This is a genomic window from Oceanimonas aquatica, from assembly GCF_030732065.1.
In the GTDB taxonomy this organism is placed as follows: Bacteria; Pseudomonadota; Gammaproteobacteria; order Enterobacterales; family Aeromonadaceae; genus Oceanimonas.
Map to the genome: position 1 here is coordinate 164,121 of NZ_JAVBHX010000006.1, position 14,980 is coordinate 179,100.

16 protein-coding genes are annotated in these 14,980 nt (G+C 63.0%); 10 read left to right on the top strand and 6 right to left on the bottom strand.

The genetic code is table 11. From position 1 onward, the window contains the following. Nucleotide 1 precedes the first annotated feature (1 nt). A complete protein-coding gene (locus Q9290_RS10425) occupies nt 2-1,456 on the bottom strand; it encodes an AAA family ATPase (protein ID WP_306079587.1) in 1,455 nt (484 codons plus the stop codon). A gap of 183 nt (nt 1,457-1,639) precedes the next feature. On the opposite strand from Q9290_RS10425, the gene lpcA reads away from it, so the two are divergent. Genes lpcA through Q9290_RS10445 form a run of 4 tightly spaced genes read left to right on the top strand, consistent with a single transcriptional unit; the run spans nt 1,640 to nt 6,225 of the window. After that, nucleotides 1,640-2,221 (top strand): D-sedoheptulose 7-phosphate isomerase, encoded by a 582-nt coding sequence (lpcA, locus tag Q9290_RS10430; protein ID WP_306079588.1) that lies wholly within the window; start codon nt 1,640-1,642, stop codon nt 2,219-2,221. A gap of 5 nt (nt 2,222-2,226) precedes the next feature. Then, the gene (locus tag Q9290_RS10435) at nt 2,227-3,018 is read left to right on the top strand and encodes a class II glutamine amidotransferase (RefSeq protein ID WP_306079589.1); all 792 of its coding nucleotides are present in this window, start codon (nt 2,227-2,229) and stop codon (nt 3,016-3,018) included. A gap of 46 nt (nt 3,019-3,064) precedes the next feature. Continuing rightward, complete coding sequence (locus tag Q9290_RS10440; protein ID WP_306079590.1) at nt 3,065-5,470, top strand: Lon protease family protein; 2,406 nt, start codon at nt 3,065-3,067, stop codon at nt 5,468-5,470. Beyond that, nucleotides 5,467-6,225, top strand: coding sequence for a hypothetical protein (locus tag Q9290_RS10445; protein WP_306079591.1), 759 nt, complete (start codon nt 5,467-5,469; stop codon nt 6,223-6,225). The genes Q9290_RS10440 and Q9290_RS10445 overlap by 4 nt, the downstream gene beginning before the upstream one ends. A gap of 72 nt (nt 6,226-6,297) precedes the next feature. Here the strand turns inward: Q9290_RS10445 and purN are convergent, their stop codons facing one another. Both purN and purM read right to left on the bottom strand, forming a co-directional pair. Then, a complete protein-coding gene (gene purN / locus Q9290_RS10450) occupies nt 6,298-6,936 on the bottom strand; it encodes a phosphoribosylglycinamide formyltransferase (protein ID WP_306079592.1) in 639 nt (212 codons plus the stop codon). Further along, the gene (purM, locus tag Q9290_RS10455) at nt 6,933-7,970 is read right to left on the bottom strand and encodes a phosphoribosylformylglycinamidine cyclo-ligase (RefSeq protein WP_306079593.1); all 1,038 of its coding nucleotides are present in this window, start codon (nt 7,968-7,970) and stop codon (nt 6,933-6,935) included. Before purM ends, purN begins: the two co-directional genes overlap by 4 nt. A 290-nt stretch (nt 7,971-8,260) precedes the next feature. Between purM and upp the strand changes: the two genes are divergently transcribed. The 4 genes from upp (at nt 8,261) to hda (ending at nt 11,957) form a co-directional block, all read left to right on the top strand. Then, nucleotides 8,261-8,887, top strand: coding sequence for a uracil phosphoribosyltransferase (upp, locus tag Q9290_RS10460; protein WP_306079594.1), 627 nt, complete (start codon nt 8,261-8,263; stop codon nt 8,885-8,887). Between the two features lie 57 nt (nt 8,888-8,944). Beyond that, on the top strand, nt 8,945-10,213 hold the full coding sequence (locus tag Q9290_RS10465) for a uracil-xanthine permease family protein (RefSeq protein WP_306079595.1): 1,269 nt from the start codon (nt 8,945-8,947) through the stop codon (nt 10,211-10,213). A gap of 62 nt (nt 10,214-10,275) precedes the next feature. Further along, nucleotides 10,276-11,238: a DUF2066 domain-containing protein gene (locus Q9290_RS10470; protein WP_306079596.1), complete on the top strand. Its 963-nt coding sequence runs from the start codon at nt 10,276-10,278 to the stop codon at nt 11,236-11,238. Further along, nucleotides 11,235-11,957 carry a DnaA inactivator Hda gene (hda, locus tag Q9290_RS10475; protein ID WP_306079597.1) on the top strand — a complete coding sequence of 241 codons (723 nt, stop codon included), beginning with the start codon at nt 11,235-11,237 and terminating at the stop codon, nt 11,955-11,957. Before Q9290_RS10470 ends, hda begins: the two co-directional genes overlap by 4 nt. Nucleotides 11,958-11,976: 19 nt before the next feature. Here hda and Q9290_RS10480 read toward each other — a convergent pair whose 3' ends face one another. Together Q9290_RS10480 and arsC are read right to left on the bottom strand one after the other, a co-directional pair. Continuing rightward, nucleotides 11,977-12,354, bottom strand: a complete 378-nt coding sequence (locus Q9290_RS10480; protein WP_306079598.1) for a DUF2069 domain-containing protein — start codon at nt 12,352-12,354, stop codon at nt 11,977-11,979. Continuing rightward, on the bottom strand, nt 12,351-12,701 hold the full coding sequence (arsC, locus tag Q9290_RS10485; RefSeq protein WP_306079599.1) for an arsenate reductase (glutaredoxin): 351 nt from the start codon (nt 12,699-12,701) through the stop codon (nt 12,351-12,353). Before arsC ends, Q9290_RS10480 begins: the two co-directional genes overlap by 4 nt. Before the next feature lie 50 nt (nt 12,702-12,751). Between arsC and Q9290_RS10490 the strand changes: the two genes are divergently transcribed. Next, entirely contained in the window at nt 12,752-13,201 is a 450-nt protein-coding gene (locus tag Q9290_RS10490) for a TlpA family protein disulfide reductase (protein ID WP_306079600.1), read from the top strand. On the opposite strand, the gene bepA is transcribed toward Q9290_RS10490, so the two are convergent. Beyond that, a complete protein-coding gene (gene bepA, locus Q9290_RS10495; RefSeq protein ID WP_306079601.1) occupies nt 13,198-14,640 on the bottom strand; it encodes a beta-barrel assembly-enhancing protease in 1,443 nt (480 codons plus the stop codon). The genes Q9290_RS10490 and bepA overlap by 4 nt on opposite strands. Before the next feature lie 116 nt (nt 14,641-14,756). On the opposite strand from bepA, the gene Q9290_RS10500 reads away from it, so the two are divergent. Continuing rightward, the gene (locus Q9290_RS10500; protein WP_306079602.1) at nt 14,757-14,978 is read left to right on the top strand and encodes a sulfurtransferase TusA family protein; all 222 of its coding nucleotides are present in this window, start codon (nt 14,757-14,759) and stop codon (nt 14,976-14,978) included. Nucleotides 14,979-14,980 lie beyond the last annotated feature (2 nt).

Genomic DNA, 14,980 nt, shown 5'->3' on the forward strand with positions numbered 1-14,980 from the left:
ATCAGTCTTCAACCGGCAGGTCGGCAAAGGCCAGGCGCAGCGCCTGCAGCCGCTCATGCTGGCTGCTCAGTGCGGCTTGCTGTTGTTCCAGCTGACTGCGGGCGCGCTCGCCCAGCTCCGGGCTCAGCCACAGGTGCTGGCGCAGGCGCTGGCCCAGACCCTGCTGTTGGGTTTCAAGCCAGGCCAGATACTGGGCCAGCTCGTCGATGCGTTCATCCAGCTGGCGCAGGCGCGAGGCCACATGGCTGGCGGGCCAGGCCTTGGGTTGCAGGGCGCTGGGGCGCACATATTCTTCCATCAGCGGCTGATACTGATCCCGGTTGCCGCCCAAATTTTGAATTTCCTGCTCGGTAAATACCGAGTCCGGCAGCCGGGGCTGGCGATAGAGCAGTTGTCCGGCTTCGTTGCGTTTCTGGCGCTGGCCCTTGGCTTCGGTGACCGGCTGGCCCTGTTCGTCGAGATAAAGCTGATAGCCCTGCTCGTTAAGGGACGGCAGCACCGGGTCGGCGTCCTGATCCAGCCGCTCCTGCCAGCTGTCCACCATGTCGCTTACCAGTTGCGGGCTGAAGCCCGGATCGGCGGCAATGTGTTCGTGCAGCCAGTCGGCGAGGCGGCCCTGTTGCTCCGGCTGTTGCCACAGGCAGTGGGGCAGCAGCCAGGCGTCGAGCAAGTCTGCCTGTTGCTGACCGTTGCAGCAGGCCGACACCTTGAGCAGCTTGACCACCTTGCGCCAGCGCCGGTCGGATACCGGAATTTCCTGCTCGGCGAGAAAACGGCGCAGGCTGTGCAGCAGGCGGATCAGCGCCGGCGACAGCGGCAGCTGTTCGGCTTCCTGGCGCAGGGCGGAAAGCTCGGCGCCGGTCAGCTTCAGCTCGGCCGCCGGATCCTGATAGGCACTGTTCAGGGTGAGCAGGCCGGTAAAGGCGTCGTCGCCCACCGGGGCCACCTGAAAACGCAGCAGAAAACGGTCATACAGGGCGTTGAGCTCGGCTCCGTCCGGCAGCTCGTTACTGGCGGCAATCACCGATACCAGCGGCACCGGCAGGCGCTCGTTGCCGTTGTCGAACTGGCGCTCGTTCAGCAGGGTCAGCAGGCTGTTGAGAATGGCGCTGTTGGCCTTGAAAATCTCGTCGATAAAGGCGATGGAGGCCTCGGGCAGGTAGCCCCTGGTCTGGCGCAGGTAGCGGTCCTGCTCCAGCGCCTTGATGGAGAGCGGGCCAAACAGCTCTTCCGGCACCGAGAAGCGGGTCAGCAGCCGTTCAAAATAGCTGCCGTCGGCCATCAGGGTGTGCAGCCGCCGCGACAGCTCGCTCTTGGCGGTGCCGGGCGGGCCCAGCAGCAGCAGGTGCTCGCCGGAAAGGGCCGCCAGCAGGGCCAGCCGGGCCGGGGTTTCCCGCTCCAGCAGGCCATGCTGGAGGTGTTCGATTAATGCGGCGATACGGTTTTTTGCGTCCATGTGCCAGACCTGTGAGTAATTTGTATTAAAAGCTTGGCAATATTGTACTTAAAAAGCCGAGTGTGACCAATGTCACGTATTGCCGGCGGACGTTTGCACGCCCCAGGCCCCGGACTCCTTCGGCTTTGCGCCTTGAGCCACTTGTGCCAAAATGCGCTTTTACCGCAAGCAAGAGGCCACTACATGTATCAGAGTCTGATCCGCAGCGAGCTGAACGAAGCCGCCGAGGTGCTGAACCGCTTTCTGGCCGATGACGCCAATCTCGCCGCCATTGAACGGGCCGCCAAATTATTGGCCGACAGCTTCAAGGCCGGCGGCAAGGTGCTGTCTTGCGGCAATGGCGGCTCTCATTGCGATGCCATGCACTTCGCCGAAGAGCTGACCGGTCGTTACCGGGAAAACCGTCCCGGCTACCCGGCCATCGCCATTTCCGATCCCAGCCATTTGTCCTGCGTGTCCAACGACTTTGGTTACGAGTTTGTATTCTCCCGCTACCTGGAAGCCGTGGGCCGGGAAGGGGACGTATTGCTGGGGCTGTCGACCAGCGGTAATTCGGCCAATATTCTCAAGGCTATCGAGGTAGCCAAAGCCGAAGGCATCAAGACCATAGCGCTGACCGGCAAGGACGGCGGCAAAATGGCGGGACTGGCAGACGTGGAAATTCGCGTGCCGCACTTCGGTTATGCCGATCGCATTCAGGAAGTGCACATCAAGATCATTCACATCCTGATCCAGCTGGTCGAAAAGGAAATGGAGCAAGGGTAAGCCGCATGTGTGAATTGCTAGGGATGAGCGCTAACGTTCCCACCGATATCTGTTTCAGTTTTACCGGCCTGATGCAACGGGGCGGGCGCACCGGCCCCCACAAGGACGGCTGGGGTATTGTATTTTACGAAGGCAAGGGGCTGCGAACCTTCAAGGACCCGCAGCCGTCCAGCCAGTCGCGCATTGCCCAGCTGGTGCAGGAATACCCCATCAAGAGCTGCGCCGTGGTCAGCCACATTCGCCAGGCCAACCGGGGCGGCATTGCCCTGGAAAACACCCATCCCTTTACCCGGGAGCTGTGGGGCCGTTACTGGACCTTTGCCCACAATGGCCAGCTCAGCGGTTATAAAAAGCTCAAGACCGGCCGCCACAAGCCGGTGGGCGACACCGACAGCGAGCTGGCCTTTTGCTGGCTGCTGAACGAGCTGGAGCGAAAGTACCCGCGCAAACCCGGCAACATGGCCGCCATGTTCCGCTATGTGGCCAAATTGTGCGATCAGCTGCGCGCCCTGGGGGTATTCAACATGCTGCTCTCCGACGGCGAATACCTGATGACCTATTGCACCAACAACCTGCACTGGATCACCCGCCGCGCGCCCTTTGGCCCGGCCAGGCTGATTGACGAGGACGTGGAGATCGATTTTCAGCAGGAAACTACCCCCAACGACATCGTTACCGTGATCGCCACCCAGCCGCTTACCAACAACGAGCATTGGCACAAAATGCAGCCCGGCGAATACAGCCTGTTCTGGCTGGGCGAGCGGGTGGCGAGTAACGGCGCCGAGCCCACGCCTTAAGGCTTATTGGCTAAGCTTGGTGCAGAGTTTCTGCACGAGGCTGGTCATGACTGCTGCATCCCCCCTTGAACCGCACCGGCTTTATCGCGCCTGCGATGAGGCCCTGTTTACCTTTACCACCACCGACGAGCTCACCGACAGTGGCGCCCTGGTGGGTCAGGAGCAACTGCTGGAAGCGCTGTCGTTCGGCACCGGCATTCGTCGGCAGGGCTTTAACATCTACATGATGGCGCCGGAAACCTGTAACCGGCACACTCTGGTCCGGCGTTTTCTCGCCGGCCGCGCTGAAGCCGAGCCGGTGCCGGCGGACTTGTGTTACGTGCACGGCTTTGAAGAAGCGACACGTCCCGAGCTGCTGGTGCTGCCGGCGGGCGTGGGGCGGCGCTTTCGCGCCAGTCTCGACAAGCTGGTGGAAGAGTTGCTGTTGTCGATTCCGGCGATTTTTGAAACCGAGGAATACCACAACCGGCTGGACGAACTGAACCAGCAGCTGGCCGAGCGCCAGAGCACGGCCATGAGCGAAATCAAGGCCCTGGCCGAGGCCGAAGAAGTAGCGCTGATCAATACCCCCACCGGCTTTACCCTGGCGCCGAAAAAGGACGGTGACGTGCTTGATGCCAAGCACTTTCGCCAGCTGCCCGAAACGGAACGCCTCGCCATGGAGCAGGCCATCGAGCGGGTGGAAGCGCGGCTGCAGGAAGTATTGCAGCAGTTTCCCCAGTGGAAGCGGGAAACCCAGCAGCACATTCAGTGGCTGAACGAAGAAATGGTCATGTTCGCCGGCGGTAACCTGATCGATGAACTGCGCACCGAATATGCCGGCTGCGAGCCGGCCATTCATCACTTGGAAGCCATTCAGCAGGACTTGTCGGGCAACGTCAACCTGCTGCTGGCGCACATGCGCGAAGGGGAGCTGCCGGCTCACCTGCTTACCCGCTACCGGCTCAATCTGCTGGTAGACAACGCCGACACCCAGGGGGCCCCCGTAGTTTACGAAGACTGGCCCAGCCTGGTCCGGTTGCTGGGCCGGGTGGAGCATCATGTGGAGCAGGGGGCGCTAATCACCGACTTTACCCTGATCCGCGCCGGCGCCCTGCACAAGGCCAACGGCGGCTACCTGATCCTCGACGTACAGCGGCTGCTGCAGCAACCCATGGTATGGGAGGTGCTCAAGCGGGCCTTGTATGCCGAGGAGATCCGCATCGAATCACTGGAGCGCTTTTACAGCCTGGCCAGCACCGTCAGTCTGGAGCCGGAGCCGGTGCCGCTGGAGCTCAAGGTGATCCTGATCGGCGATCGCCGGCTTTATTACCTGCTGGCGGCCTACGATCCGGACTTTGGCAAGCTGTTCAAGGTACAGGCCGATTATAACGACGACATTGAAGTCAGTAGTGAAAGCCTGCAGCGCTATGCCCGCTTTATTGGCTGGCTGGCGCGTCAGCAGGATCTACGCCCGCTTACCCGTTGTGGGGTGGCCCGCATGATCGAGTATGCCGGCCGGCTGGCGGACGATCAGCAGCGGCTGTCGGCGCTGACCGAGGAGCTGACCGACGTGCTGCAGGAGGCCAACTACCTGACTGAAAGCGAAAGCCAGGCCCACATCAATGGCGAGGCGGTGGAGCGGGCGCTGAGTGCCGGGCAGCGGAGGGCCGCACGCATACACAGGCGTATGGAAGAGTCGATTCTGCGCGGCAGCAAGCTCATCGATACACAAGACGCCGTGGTCGGTCAGGTCAACGGCCTGACGGTGCTGGATCTGGGCAATTACCGTTTTGGCCAGCCGGCGCGCATTACTGCCACCGCCCGGCTGGGCACAGGATCTGTGCTCGATATTGAACGGGAAGTGAAATTAAGCGGCGCCGTGCACGCCAAGGCCATGCTGATTTTGTCCCGTTTTCTCAGTCACCGCTATGCCGCCGAAGGCCCCATGCCGGTGTCCGCCAGTCTGGCCTTTGAGCAGTCCTACGGCATGATTGAAGGCGACAGTGCCTCCATTGCCGAGTGTTGTGCCCTGATCTCCGCCATGGGGGAAGTGCCGATCAACCAGGCGCTGGCGGTGACCGGCTCCATTAACCAGTTTGGCCGGGTGCAGCCCATTGGTGGTGTGAACGAAAAGATTGAAGGCTTTTTCGAGGTGTGCCGAGCCCGGGGGCTGGCGCCCGGCCAGGGAGTGATTATTCCCGCCGCCAACACCGACAACCTGATGCTGAACCGGGAGGTGCGCAAGGCGGTGGCCGAGGGTCAGTTTCGCGTGTATACGGTATCGACCCTGGATGAGGCGCTGGCCCTGCTCACCGGCATGGAAGTGGGCGAGGTCAATGCCCGGGGCGACTTTCCTGCGAACTCGGTGAATGGCCGGGTGCAGCAGCGCCTGGCGCGGCTGGCCGAGGTGCAGCGCAAGCTGCACCGGCACGATGACGACCAGGACGACGCCGGGGAGAAAACGTCATGATGCAGCGCCTTGTCTGGTATCTGGAGCTCAATGGCGGGGAGCTGGAGCGGCTGGAGGCGGTGGTGGAGTTTGCCGCCGGCCAGGGTGCCAGCCTGCGCACCGTGTTTATGGAGGATGAGTTTCTGCTGCGTTGCGGCGAGCTACCCTGCAGCCGTGAAATCAGCCTGCTGACCGGGCGGGTGCGGCCGCTCAGCACCGAGCAACTGGCGCGGCAACTGCGCCGGCGCAGAGAGCGGGCCGAGCAGCGCTTGGCGACCCTGGCCCGGCAGCGGCAGCTGGAGTGGAGCCGGGAAGTGACCCGGGGAAGGCGAGAGCAGTTGCTGAGCGCCGGCAGCGGCGACGAGCTGGCAGTGCTGATGCTGGCAGAAGGCGAGCCGCTGCCGGCCTGGCTCGGCGGACTGCGCCGGCCCCTGTTGCTGCTGGGCGCGCGGTTTCGCTCTCTGAGCCAGGTGCTGGTGGCGCTGGACAGCCCAGACGATAGCGAGCTGCTGGAGCAGGGGCAGGCGCTGGCCGGACAGGGGGGCTGGCCCCTGTGGGTAATGGTGCCGGCAGCAAAGATGGATGTGCTGGCACCGGTGCTGGTTCAACAGGGACTGAGTGATGCGGTATTGCCGCTGCGGCGCTGGTCGCTGGCCGCCTGGCTGGCCGCCGCCACCGACAGGGCCAGCTTGCTGCTGGCGCGGGCCGGCAACCCAACGCTGGCGGGCGCCACCAGCACCGGCATCAACGCCATGCTGTTGTTGCCTGCCCGTTAGCCATCGTTGTACTCATCGCCATAAAAAAAGAATGCCGAAGCATTCTTTTTTTTACGTCAGGTCCGGGGCGACTCAGTCGCCGGCGTGGCCATTCAAGGGCAGGGGCTGGCCGTCGAGCCAGGCCAGGCCGCCCTTCATCGCCAGGCGGCCGTCACAGAACCAGCGCACCGCCAGCGGGTAGATGGCGTGCTCCTGCACCTGCACCCGGGCCGCCACGGCGGCGGCATCGTCTTCCGCAAATACCGGCACCCGGGCCTGCAGAATCACCGGACCGCCGTCCAGCTCTTCGGTCACAAAGTGCACACTGCAGCCGTGCTCGTCGTCACCGGCGTCAATGGCCCGCTGATGGGTGTTCAGCCCCTGATATTTGGGCAGCAGGGAAGGATGAATGTTGAGCATTCGTCCTTCATAGTGGCGCACAAAGCCGGGAGTGAGAATACGCATAAAGCCGGCCAGCACCACCAGATCCGGGGCATAACCGTCAATCAGCTGCATCAGGGCGGCGTCAAAGCTTTCCCGGTCGGCAAAGTCCTTGCCCGGCAGTACCTCGGTGGCCACACCGGCCAGCCTGGCCCGCTCCAGGCCAAAGGCATCGGCCTTGTTGCTGATCACCGCCACCACGTCGCCGCCGAGACGACGCTCTGCCGCCTGATCCAGCAGGGCCTGCAGATTGCTGCCGTTGCCGGAGATCAGCACCAGGACGCGTTTCATTTGATGTCGACCTGCTCTTCGCCGTCGGCGGCCTGCTCGATGTGACCGATCACCCAGGCGTTCTCGCCGGCGTTCTGCATGAACTTGACGGCGGCCTCGGCCTGGTCGGCGGGCAGGGCAATGACCATGCCCACACCACAGTTGAAGGTGCGGTACATTTCATGGGTTTCCACGTTGCCGGCCTGCTGCAGCCAGGTGAACACCTCCGGCCACTGCCAGCTGGCGCCGTCGATGACGGCCTTGGCACCTTCGGGCAGCACACGGGGAATGTTTTCCCAGAAACCGCCGCCGGTGATGTGGCTCAGGGCGTGAATGTCGAACTGCTTGATCAGTTCCAGCGCCGGCTTCACATAGATGCGGGTGGGGGCCATCAGGGCATCGGCCAGGGTGGCGTTGTCCAGGGGCTGGGTCAGATCGGCTTTGCTGACTTCCAGGATCTTGCGGATCAGCGAATAGCCGTTGGAGTGCGGGCCGCTTGACCCCAGGGCGATCAGGGCGTCACCGGCGGCCACCTTGGTGCCGTCGATAATGCCGCTCTTTTCAACCACACCCACACAAAATCCTGCCAGGTCGTAGTCGCCGGCTTCGTACATGCCGGGCATTTCCGCGGTCTCGCCGCCGATCAGGGCACAGCCGCTCAGCTCACAACCTTCACCAATGCCGGTCACCACGTCGGCGGCGGTGTCTACATCCAGCTTGCCGGTGGCGTAGTAATCGAGGAAGAACAGCGGCTCGGCGCCCTGTACGATCAGATCGTTGACGCACATGGCCACCAGATCGATGCCCACGCCCTGGTGACGTTTCAGGTCGATGGCCAGGCGCAGCTTGGTGCCCACGCCGTCGGTACCGGCCACCAGCACAGGTTCTTTGTAACCGGTGGGCAACTGGCACAGGGCGCCAAAGCCCCCGAGACCGCCCATGACTTCCGGGCGCTGAGTGCGGCGGCTGACGCCCTTGATGCGTTCAACCAGGGCGTTACCGGCGTCGATGTCGACACCGGCGTCTTTGTAGCTCAGGGGTTTGTTCTGCGTCACGTGTTATTACCTTGTCATTGGTGTTAAGCCCGCCCGGCGCTCTTTGGCACCGTTGCCGGCCTGAGGGTAAGGGTTTCGCCGGCTATTCTAATTTAATGCGTGGATCAGTGCCACTGGCAGCGGCTGTTGAGAGCGGCTTTGGAGCCGTGAAACCTCCCCCGGCCACAACGGACGCCGGCCCCGGTCAGCTTTTGCTAAAATTGGTGCTGAAAGTCTGCCGCCGGGCGCTATTTTATGCTAAAGTCCCGCGGTTTTTTGTGTCGTTATTCAGTGCGTCGGGAGAGTTGTCGATGAAAGTCGTTGAGGTCAAGCACCCTTTGGTGAAACACAAGCTGGGTCTGATGCGGGAAGCCGACATCAGCACCAAACGCTTTCGTGAACTGGCAAAGGAAGTCGGCAGCCTGCTGACTTACGAAGCCACTGCCGATTTTGAAACCGAGAAAACCACCATCGACGGCTGGACCGGTCCCACCGAGGTGGACAAGCTCAAGGGCAAAAAGGTCACCGTCGTGCCCATTCTGCGTGCCGGTCTGGGCATGATGGACGGCGTGCTGGAGCACATGCCCAGTGCCCGGGTCAGTGTGGTAGGGGTGTACCGGGACGAGCAAACCCTGCAGCCGGTGTCCTACTTCAACAAGCTGGTCAGCCACATCGACGAGCGCATGGCGCTGATCGTGGATCCCATGCTGGCCACCGGTGGTTCCATGATCGCCACCATCGATCTGCTCAAGCAGCATGGCTGCACTCACTTCAAGGTGATCGTGCTGGTGGCGGCCCCGGAAGGGGTGAAGGCGCTCGAAGCGGCCCATCCGGATGTGGAGCTGTACTGTGCGTCGGTGGATGAGCGGCTCGATGAGCACGGCTATATCATTCCCGGGCTGGGCGATGCCGGCGACAAGATTTTTGGTACCAAGTAAGTAATGTCAAAACCGGCGCAGGCCGGTTTTTTTCCGTTTGTTTGAGGTTTGCAGTCAATGAATTCCGCTGAACGCACCCAGGAGCTGGCCCCCGGTCAGCCGGTGGTGAATACTCCCCTGCGCCAGGCTCTGGCCGGCTCCCAGATGCTGTTTGTGGCCTTTGGTGCCCTGGTGCTGATGCCGTTGATCACCGGTCTGGATCCGAACGTGGCACTGTTCACCGCCGGTATCGGTACCCTGGTGTTTCAGGTGTGCACCAAGCGTCAGATCCCCATCTTTCTGGCGTCGTCCTTTGCCTTTATCGCGCCCATTCTTTACGGCGTGCAGACCTGGGGCATTCCCGCCACCATGAGTGGCCTGATGGCGGCCGGCATCATGTATGTACTGCTCAGCCAGCTGGTGCGCTGGCGCGGCACCGCCCTGCTGACCCGCTTGCTGCCGCCGGTGGTGGTGGGCCCGGTGATCATGGTCATCGGCCTCGGCCTGGCGCCCATGGCGGTGAACATGGCCATCGGCAAGAGCGGTGACGGCAGTGCCGTACTGGTGGCGCACGACACTGCTCTGTGGCTGTCGCTGGCGTCCCTCATTACCACTTTGCTGGTGTCTACCGTGGCCAAAGGCGTGTTCCGGCTGGTGCCCATTACCGCGGGCATTGCCGTGGGTTACGCCATGGCCCTGGCCATGGGCGTGGTGGACTTCACCCCGGTACGGGAAGCGCCCTGGTTCTCGCTGCCCAACTTCGTGGCGCCGGAATGGCACTGGCAGGCGGTGCTGTTCATGATCCCGGTGGCCATTGCCCCGGCCATTGAACACATTGGCGATGTGCTGGCCATCGGCTCGGTGACCGGAAAGGATTATCTGAAAAAGCCCGGTCTGCACCGCACCCTGCTGGGCGACGGCCTGGCCACCGGCGCCGCTTCGCTGTTTGGCGGTCCGCCCAACACCACCTATTCCGAGGTGACCGGCGCCGTTATGCTGACCAAGAACTTCAACCCGGTGATCATGACCTGGGCCGCCGGCTTTGCCATTGCCCTGGCCTTTGTGGGCAAGTTTGGCGCCCTGATGCTGAGCATTCCGGTGCCGGTGATGGGGGGTATCATGATTTTGCTGTTCGGCTCCATCGCCACCGTTGGCCTCAACAGCCTGATCAAACACCAGGTGGATCTGTCCCACGCCCGCAACCTGTGCATTGTGGCGGTGATTTTGGTGTTCGGCATTGGCGGCATGGCCTTTGGCATTGGCGACTTCAGCCTGCAGGGCATCAGCCTGTGCGGCATTGTCGGCATTTTGCTGAACCTGGTGCTGCCCAAAGAGCGGCCTCATTGATTCTGGCATGAGTCCCGGTCAGTGGTTATCATGAGCGCCCGATTTTCGACAATGGCCCTGTCATGCTGAAACAATTGCTGCTGTCGCTGATGTTGCTGGGTTTTGCCGGCGTGTCGGCCGCTTCCGTGTTCGAAGTACAACTCGACGCCGCTCCCTACAGCCGGGCCCAGGCCCGGCAGCAGGCGGTGGATCTGTTGCTGGTCCGCCTTGCCGGTGAGCCGGGGAAAGCCTCCTGGGTGCGCGACGAAATCCTGGAAAACTGGTCCCGCTATCAGCAGCAGGAGCGCACTCAGGGCGGTTACCGGGTGCAGTTTGATCAGGCCGAGCTGCTGGCTCTGCTGGACAGTGCCGGCCTGAACGCCTGGACCGGTCAGCGCCCGGCGCTGCTGGTGTGGCAGGTTGACGGCGAGCGGGTGCAGGACGGAGCCGATGCCGGCTGGCGCAAGGCGTCCGGCGATTACGATATTCCGCTGTTATGGCCGCTGTGGGATCTGCAGGAGCACATGCAGGTGAACAAGGGCGCTTTGCTGAAAGGCGAGCAACTGGTTGAGGCCAGCGGTCGCTACGGCGCCGACACCTGGCTGGCGGTACAGCAACAGCACAACCGGCTGAGCTGGCGCCTGTTCGACAAGCACAGTGAGCGCTTCCTTACGCAGGGCGACGTCGATACGCCGGCCGAGGTGCTGGCGGCGGTGAATGCCTACTGGATTGCTCACCGGACCGGGCAACAGGCCCCCCGGGCGGGCAATACCGCTCCCGCCGAGGCCCTGACGGCGGGGGCCGATGCGCCGGGTGAGCTGACCATTATCGTCAGCGGCCTGACACAGTTCTCCGACATGGTGCGGCTGGAGCAGCGCCTGGGCAAACTGGATGGCATTACGGATGTGCAGTTGCTTGAGAGTGCCGGCGATCAGGCCCGGTTCCGCCTGCAGCTGTCGACGCCGGTGGCCACCCCGGCACTGAGCGGTGCCGGCCTGTCGGCATCGGGCGAGCGGCGCTACCGGCTGGCGGAGGCGGGCCGGTGAGCCGGGACGGCGACGACGAGCAGCAACCGGCGCAGCTGGCGCTGGCGGTGCAGCTGCCCGATGATGAAACCTTTGCCAGTTTTTACCCGGGTGACAATGCCCAGCTGATCACCGCCCTCAAGAATGCCGCGCTGGGGCAGGGTGACGATGTCATCTATCTCTGGGGCCAGCCCGGCTCCGGGCGCTCCCACCTGCTGCATGCCACCTGTGCCGAGGTTAACGCCGGTGGCGAGGCGGCCACCTGCCTGCCACTGCATGCGTACCGGCGCATGTCGCCCCGGCTGCTGGACGGTATGGAGCTGCTGCCACTGGTATGTCTGGATAACCTGGACGCCATTGCCGGGGTGGATGAATGGGAGCGGGCGGTGTTCAACTTCTTTAATCGCCGCCGGGAGCGGGCGGCGGGCACCCTGGTGATCAGCGCCTCGGCGCCATCGCGCAACCTGGGACTGGCACTGCCGGATCTGGCCTCGCGGCTGGACTGGGGGGTGGCCTATCAGCTGAAGACCCTGGATGACGAAGGCAAGCTCAGTGCCCTGCAGCTCAGGGCCGAGCTGCGCGGCTTCAAACTGCCCACTGATGTGGGCAGATTGTTGCTGAGCCGCCTGTCCCGGGACATGAGTACCCTGCTGGCGGCATTGGATCTGCTCGACAACGCTTCGTTTCAGGCCCGGCGCAAGCTGAGCCTGCCCTTCACCCGGGAAATACTGGGGCTGTAAAACCAGCCCCCTATATTCATTAATCCTTTTTCTTCTTGCGAATGCTCAGGCCCAGCTCGCGGCCGCGCAGCTTGGCGTAATAGCTGTTGCCCACAAACATGGTGGTGGCCAGCAGCAGCTCTACCAGTGCCAGCCAGCGCTCCCCTTCATCCACCCACACCAGGGTGAGGGAATGCAGAAAGTAGGGCATGATCAGAAACACCGCCCAGGCATGGGTATAGGGGTTGCCCTTGAGCATGCCGCGCATGGGAATAAACAGCCAGGGCAGCCACATGATCAGCATAAAGCCGGCACCCAGCTCCGGGTGCGGCGACAGCACACCGTGCCAGAGGGCCACCCAGACGATCAGCCCCAGGTAGCCGGTGAGTGCCAGTTTGCGGGCGAAAGCGGTGGTCATGCCAGAATGTCCAGTACTTGCTCGGGCGGGCGGCCCAGGGCAGCCTTGCCGTTGCATACCACGATGGGACGCTCAATCAGTTTGGGATTGGCCACCATGGCGGCGATCAGGGCGTCTTCGTCGCTGACGTCTGCCAGTTCCAGGCTCTTGTAGATATCTTCCTTGGTGCGCATCAGCTCGCGGGCCGAGTTCATGCCCAGCTGCGTCAGCAGGGTTTTTATTTGCGCTGCATCAGGGGGCGTGTCCAGGTATTTGATAATCTCGGGTTCCAGACCTTGTTGCTCCAGCAGGGCCAGGGTTTCCCGGCTTTTGGAGCAGCGGGGATTATGGTAGATAAACAGACTCATTATTCACTCCTGTGGCGTGGCTGCGGGCATTGTATAGAAGGGGAGCCGGAATGGGCAAACTTCAGCTTGGGTTTTTGACGGCGCTGCTGATGCTGACGGGGTGTCGTGAAGCGGCCACCCTGACCCTGGCCGACGGTGAGCAGCAAAGGCTAAAGGATTACCGGGGCGAATGGCTGGTGGTGAACTATTTTGCCGAGTGGTGCGCGCCCTGCCTGCGCGAGCTGCCGCTGCTGAATCAGCTGGGGGAGGCCGACGGGCCGGCGGTGCTGGCGGTGAGTTTTGATACCATGCCGGCGCAGGACCTGCAGGCGCTGCAACAACGACTGGCGATAACCGTGCCGGTGGTGGCCAGCCTGGCGGGTCCCTGGCCCTTTGAGTTGCCCCGCGTGCTGCCCACTACCTTTGTGCTCGATCCCGACGGCAAGCTGGCCGAGCGCCATCAGGGTGAGCTCAAGGCCGAGGACATTGCGCGCTGGCGGGATAATTATTGGGGTGATTAATTCCTCAACGCATCCCATTCCTGCTGCTGCTGGCGCAGCTGCTCCAGCCGGGCGCCGAGGCGGGCCCGCTGCATGGCATCCTGTGACAGGGTGGCGGCCAGCTCCATCTGCTGCACCGCCACGTCAAAGCGGCCCTCCAGGGCTGCCAGCTCGGCCTGAGCCCGGCGAAAGGCGGACTCGTCACCCAGGGGGCGCAGCGCCTGGGCCAGCAGTTCCCACACCAGCGCATTGTCGCCGTGACGGCGGGCGTAGTCGTCGAGCAGGGTGGCGGCATCCTGATGGCGGCCGGCCTGCAGCAGGGTGTCGGCCAGGTTGATCACCACCACCCGGTTGTCCGGCAGGCGCTTGTGAGCCCGCTCCAGCCGCTTGATAGCGGCACTGTGGCGGCCTTCGGCATTGTCGAGATCGGTGAGAGCATCGAGCACGAACAGGTTGTTGCCGTGAGCTTTGGCCACGCGCTCCAGCAGCGGCCGGGCCGCTTCGGGCCGGTTGATGGCCATCAGTCCAAGGGCCTGGCCGTAGCGGGCGGCATCCGGCAGCCAGGCATCACTCTTGGCGGCTTCATTTTCAAAATACTTGTGCAGCTCCCGAGTGCCGGCCTGCTGCAGCCGCACCATGATGCGGGCTTTGGCCAGCTGAAAATTCAGCGACGGCGGCAGGGGCCGCACCGCGTATTCCGCCGCCCGGGTGCGGGCTTCGGCAATCCGGCTGACAGGCAGAGGGTGGGTCAGCAGCATCGGAGGCGGCGTGCTGGCAAACTGGTACTTGTCGGACAGCTTCTGAAAGAAACCGGCCATGGCGTTGGGATCGAAGCCGGCGTTGTGCAGCAGGCGCAGGCCCAGCCGGTCGGCCTCGAACTCGTTGTCGCGGGTGTAGTTGATGGCCGACTGCATGCGCAGCCCCAGGGTGGTCTGCAGCGCGGCCATGCCCGCCTGGGGGTTGACCACCGCCAGTGCCACCGAGCCCACCAGGCCGGCAATGGTGAGCGGTGTGCTGCGTGACTGGGATTCCAGATAGCGGGCAATATGGCGCTGGGTGACGTGGGTGATCTCGTGGGCCATGACCGAGGCCAGCTCGCTTTCGTTTTCCGCATACAGAAACAGGCCGGTATGCAGCTGCAACACACCGCCGAGAAAGGCGCTGGCATTGATGCTGTCATCCCGGATCAGCAAAAAGCGAAACGGAAAGCGTACCGAATCGGCCTGGGACAGCAGTTTCAGTCCCAGATCACTGATGTATTCGTTGAGCACCGGATCGTCCACCACCGGCTGGTTGGCCCGGGCAAAGCGGCTGAAGGCCTCGCCAAAGCGCACCTCGCGCTCCACCGACATGGCGCTGACCCCGGCGGTGCCGATATCGGGCAGGCTGTTGTCGGCCTGAGCGGGCAGGGCCGGGAGCAGGGAAAGAGCCAGGAACAGGGGCGCGGAGCGTAACCTCATAGATAAACCTTTTGCCGGTGCATGGCTGGCAGAATAACCGTCTGTATCGGGCGTCACAAGCATTGTTTGCGGGCCGCAGGCGGGGGATAATACTTTCTTTTTTCAGGAATTGAGTCATGGATCAGCTCGATGCCAGTGCCCTGCGCTGCCCCTTGCCGCTGCTGGAGCTCAAGCTCTGGCTGAAGGCGGCCGGGAACGGGCAACGGCTCAGGCTGGTGCTGACCGACCCGGGGTCACGCCAGGATATTCCCGCCTATCTCGAGCGTATCGGGCAGGGGCTTGAGGTGGTGGAGAACAACAACCACCGGCTCGAGCTCATCGTTACCAAACACCCATAAGG

What these genes read in the sequence shown, in the direction of transcription:
- Q9290_RS10425 (WP_306079587.1), bottom strand. Translation starts at nt 1,456, where the DNA reads ATGGACGCAAAAAACCGTATCGCCGCATTAATCGAACACCTCCAGCAT.
- lpcA (WP_306079588.1), top strand. Translation starts at nt 1,640, where the DNA reads ATGTATCAGAGTCTGATCCGCAGCGAGCTGAACGAAGCCGCCGAGGTG.
- Q9290_RS10435 (WP_306079589.1), top strand. Translation starts at nt 2,227, where the DNA reads ATGTGTGAATTGCTAGGGATGAGCGCTAACGTTCCCACCGATATCTGT.
- Q9290_RS10440 (WP_306079590.1), top strand. Translation starts at nt 3,065, where the DNA reads ATGACTGCTGCATCCCCCCTTGAACCGCACCGGCTTTATCGCGCCTGC.
- Q9290_RS10445 (WP_306079591.1), top strand. Translation starts at nt 5,467, where the DNA reads ATGATGCAGCGCCTTGTCTGGTATCTGGAGCTCAATGGCGGGGAGCTG.
- purN (WP_306079592.1), bottom strand. Translation starts at nt 6,936, where the DNA reads ATGAAACGCGTCCTGGTGCTGATCTCCGGCAACGGCAGCAATCTGCAG.
- upp (WP_306079594.1), top strand. Translation starts at nt 8,261, where the DNA reads ATGAAAGTCGTTGAGGTCAAGCACCCTTTGGTGAAACACAAGCTGGGT.
- Q9290_RS10465 (WP_306079595.1), top strand. Translation starts at nt 8,945, where the DNA reads ATGAATTCCGCTGAACGCACCCAGGAGCTGGCCCCCGGTCAGCCGGTG.
- Q9290_RS10470 (WP_306079596.1), top strand. Translation starts at nt 10,276, where the DNA reads ATGCTGAAACAATTGCTGCTGTCGCTGATGTTGCTGGGTTTTGCCGGC.
- Q9290_RS10480 (WP_306079598.1), bottom strand. Translation starts at nt 12,354, where the DNA reads ATGACCACCGCTTTCGCCCGCAAACTGGCACTCACCGGCTACCTGGGG.
- arsC (WP_306079599.1), bottom strand. Translation starts at nt 12,701, where the DNA reads ATGAGTCTGTTTATCTACCATAATCCCCGCTGCTCCAAAAGCCGGGAA.
- Q9290_RS10490 (WP_306079600.1), top strand. Translation starts at nt 12,752, where the DNA reads ATGGGCAAACTTCAGCTTGGGTTTTTGACGGCGCTGCTGATGCTGACG.
- bepA (WP_306079601.1), bottom strand. Translation starts at nt 14,640, where the DNA reads ATGAGGTTACGCTCCGCGCCCCTGTTCCTGGCTCTTTCCCTGCTCCCG.
- Q9290_RS10500 (WP_306079602.1), top strand. Translation starts at nt 14,757, where the DNA reads ATGGATCAGCTCGATGCCAGTGCCCTGCGCTGCCCCTTGCCGCTGCTG.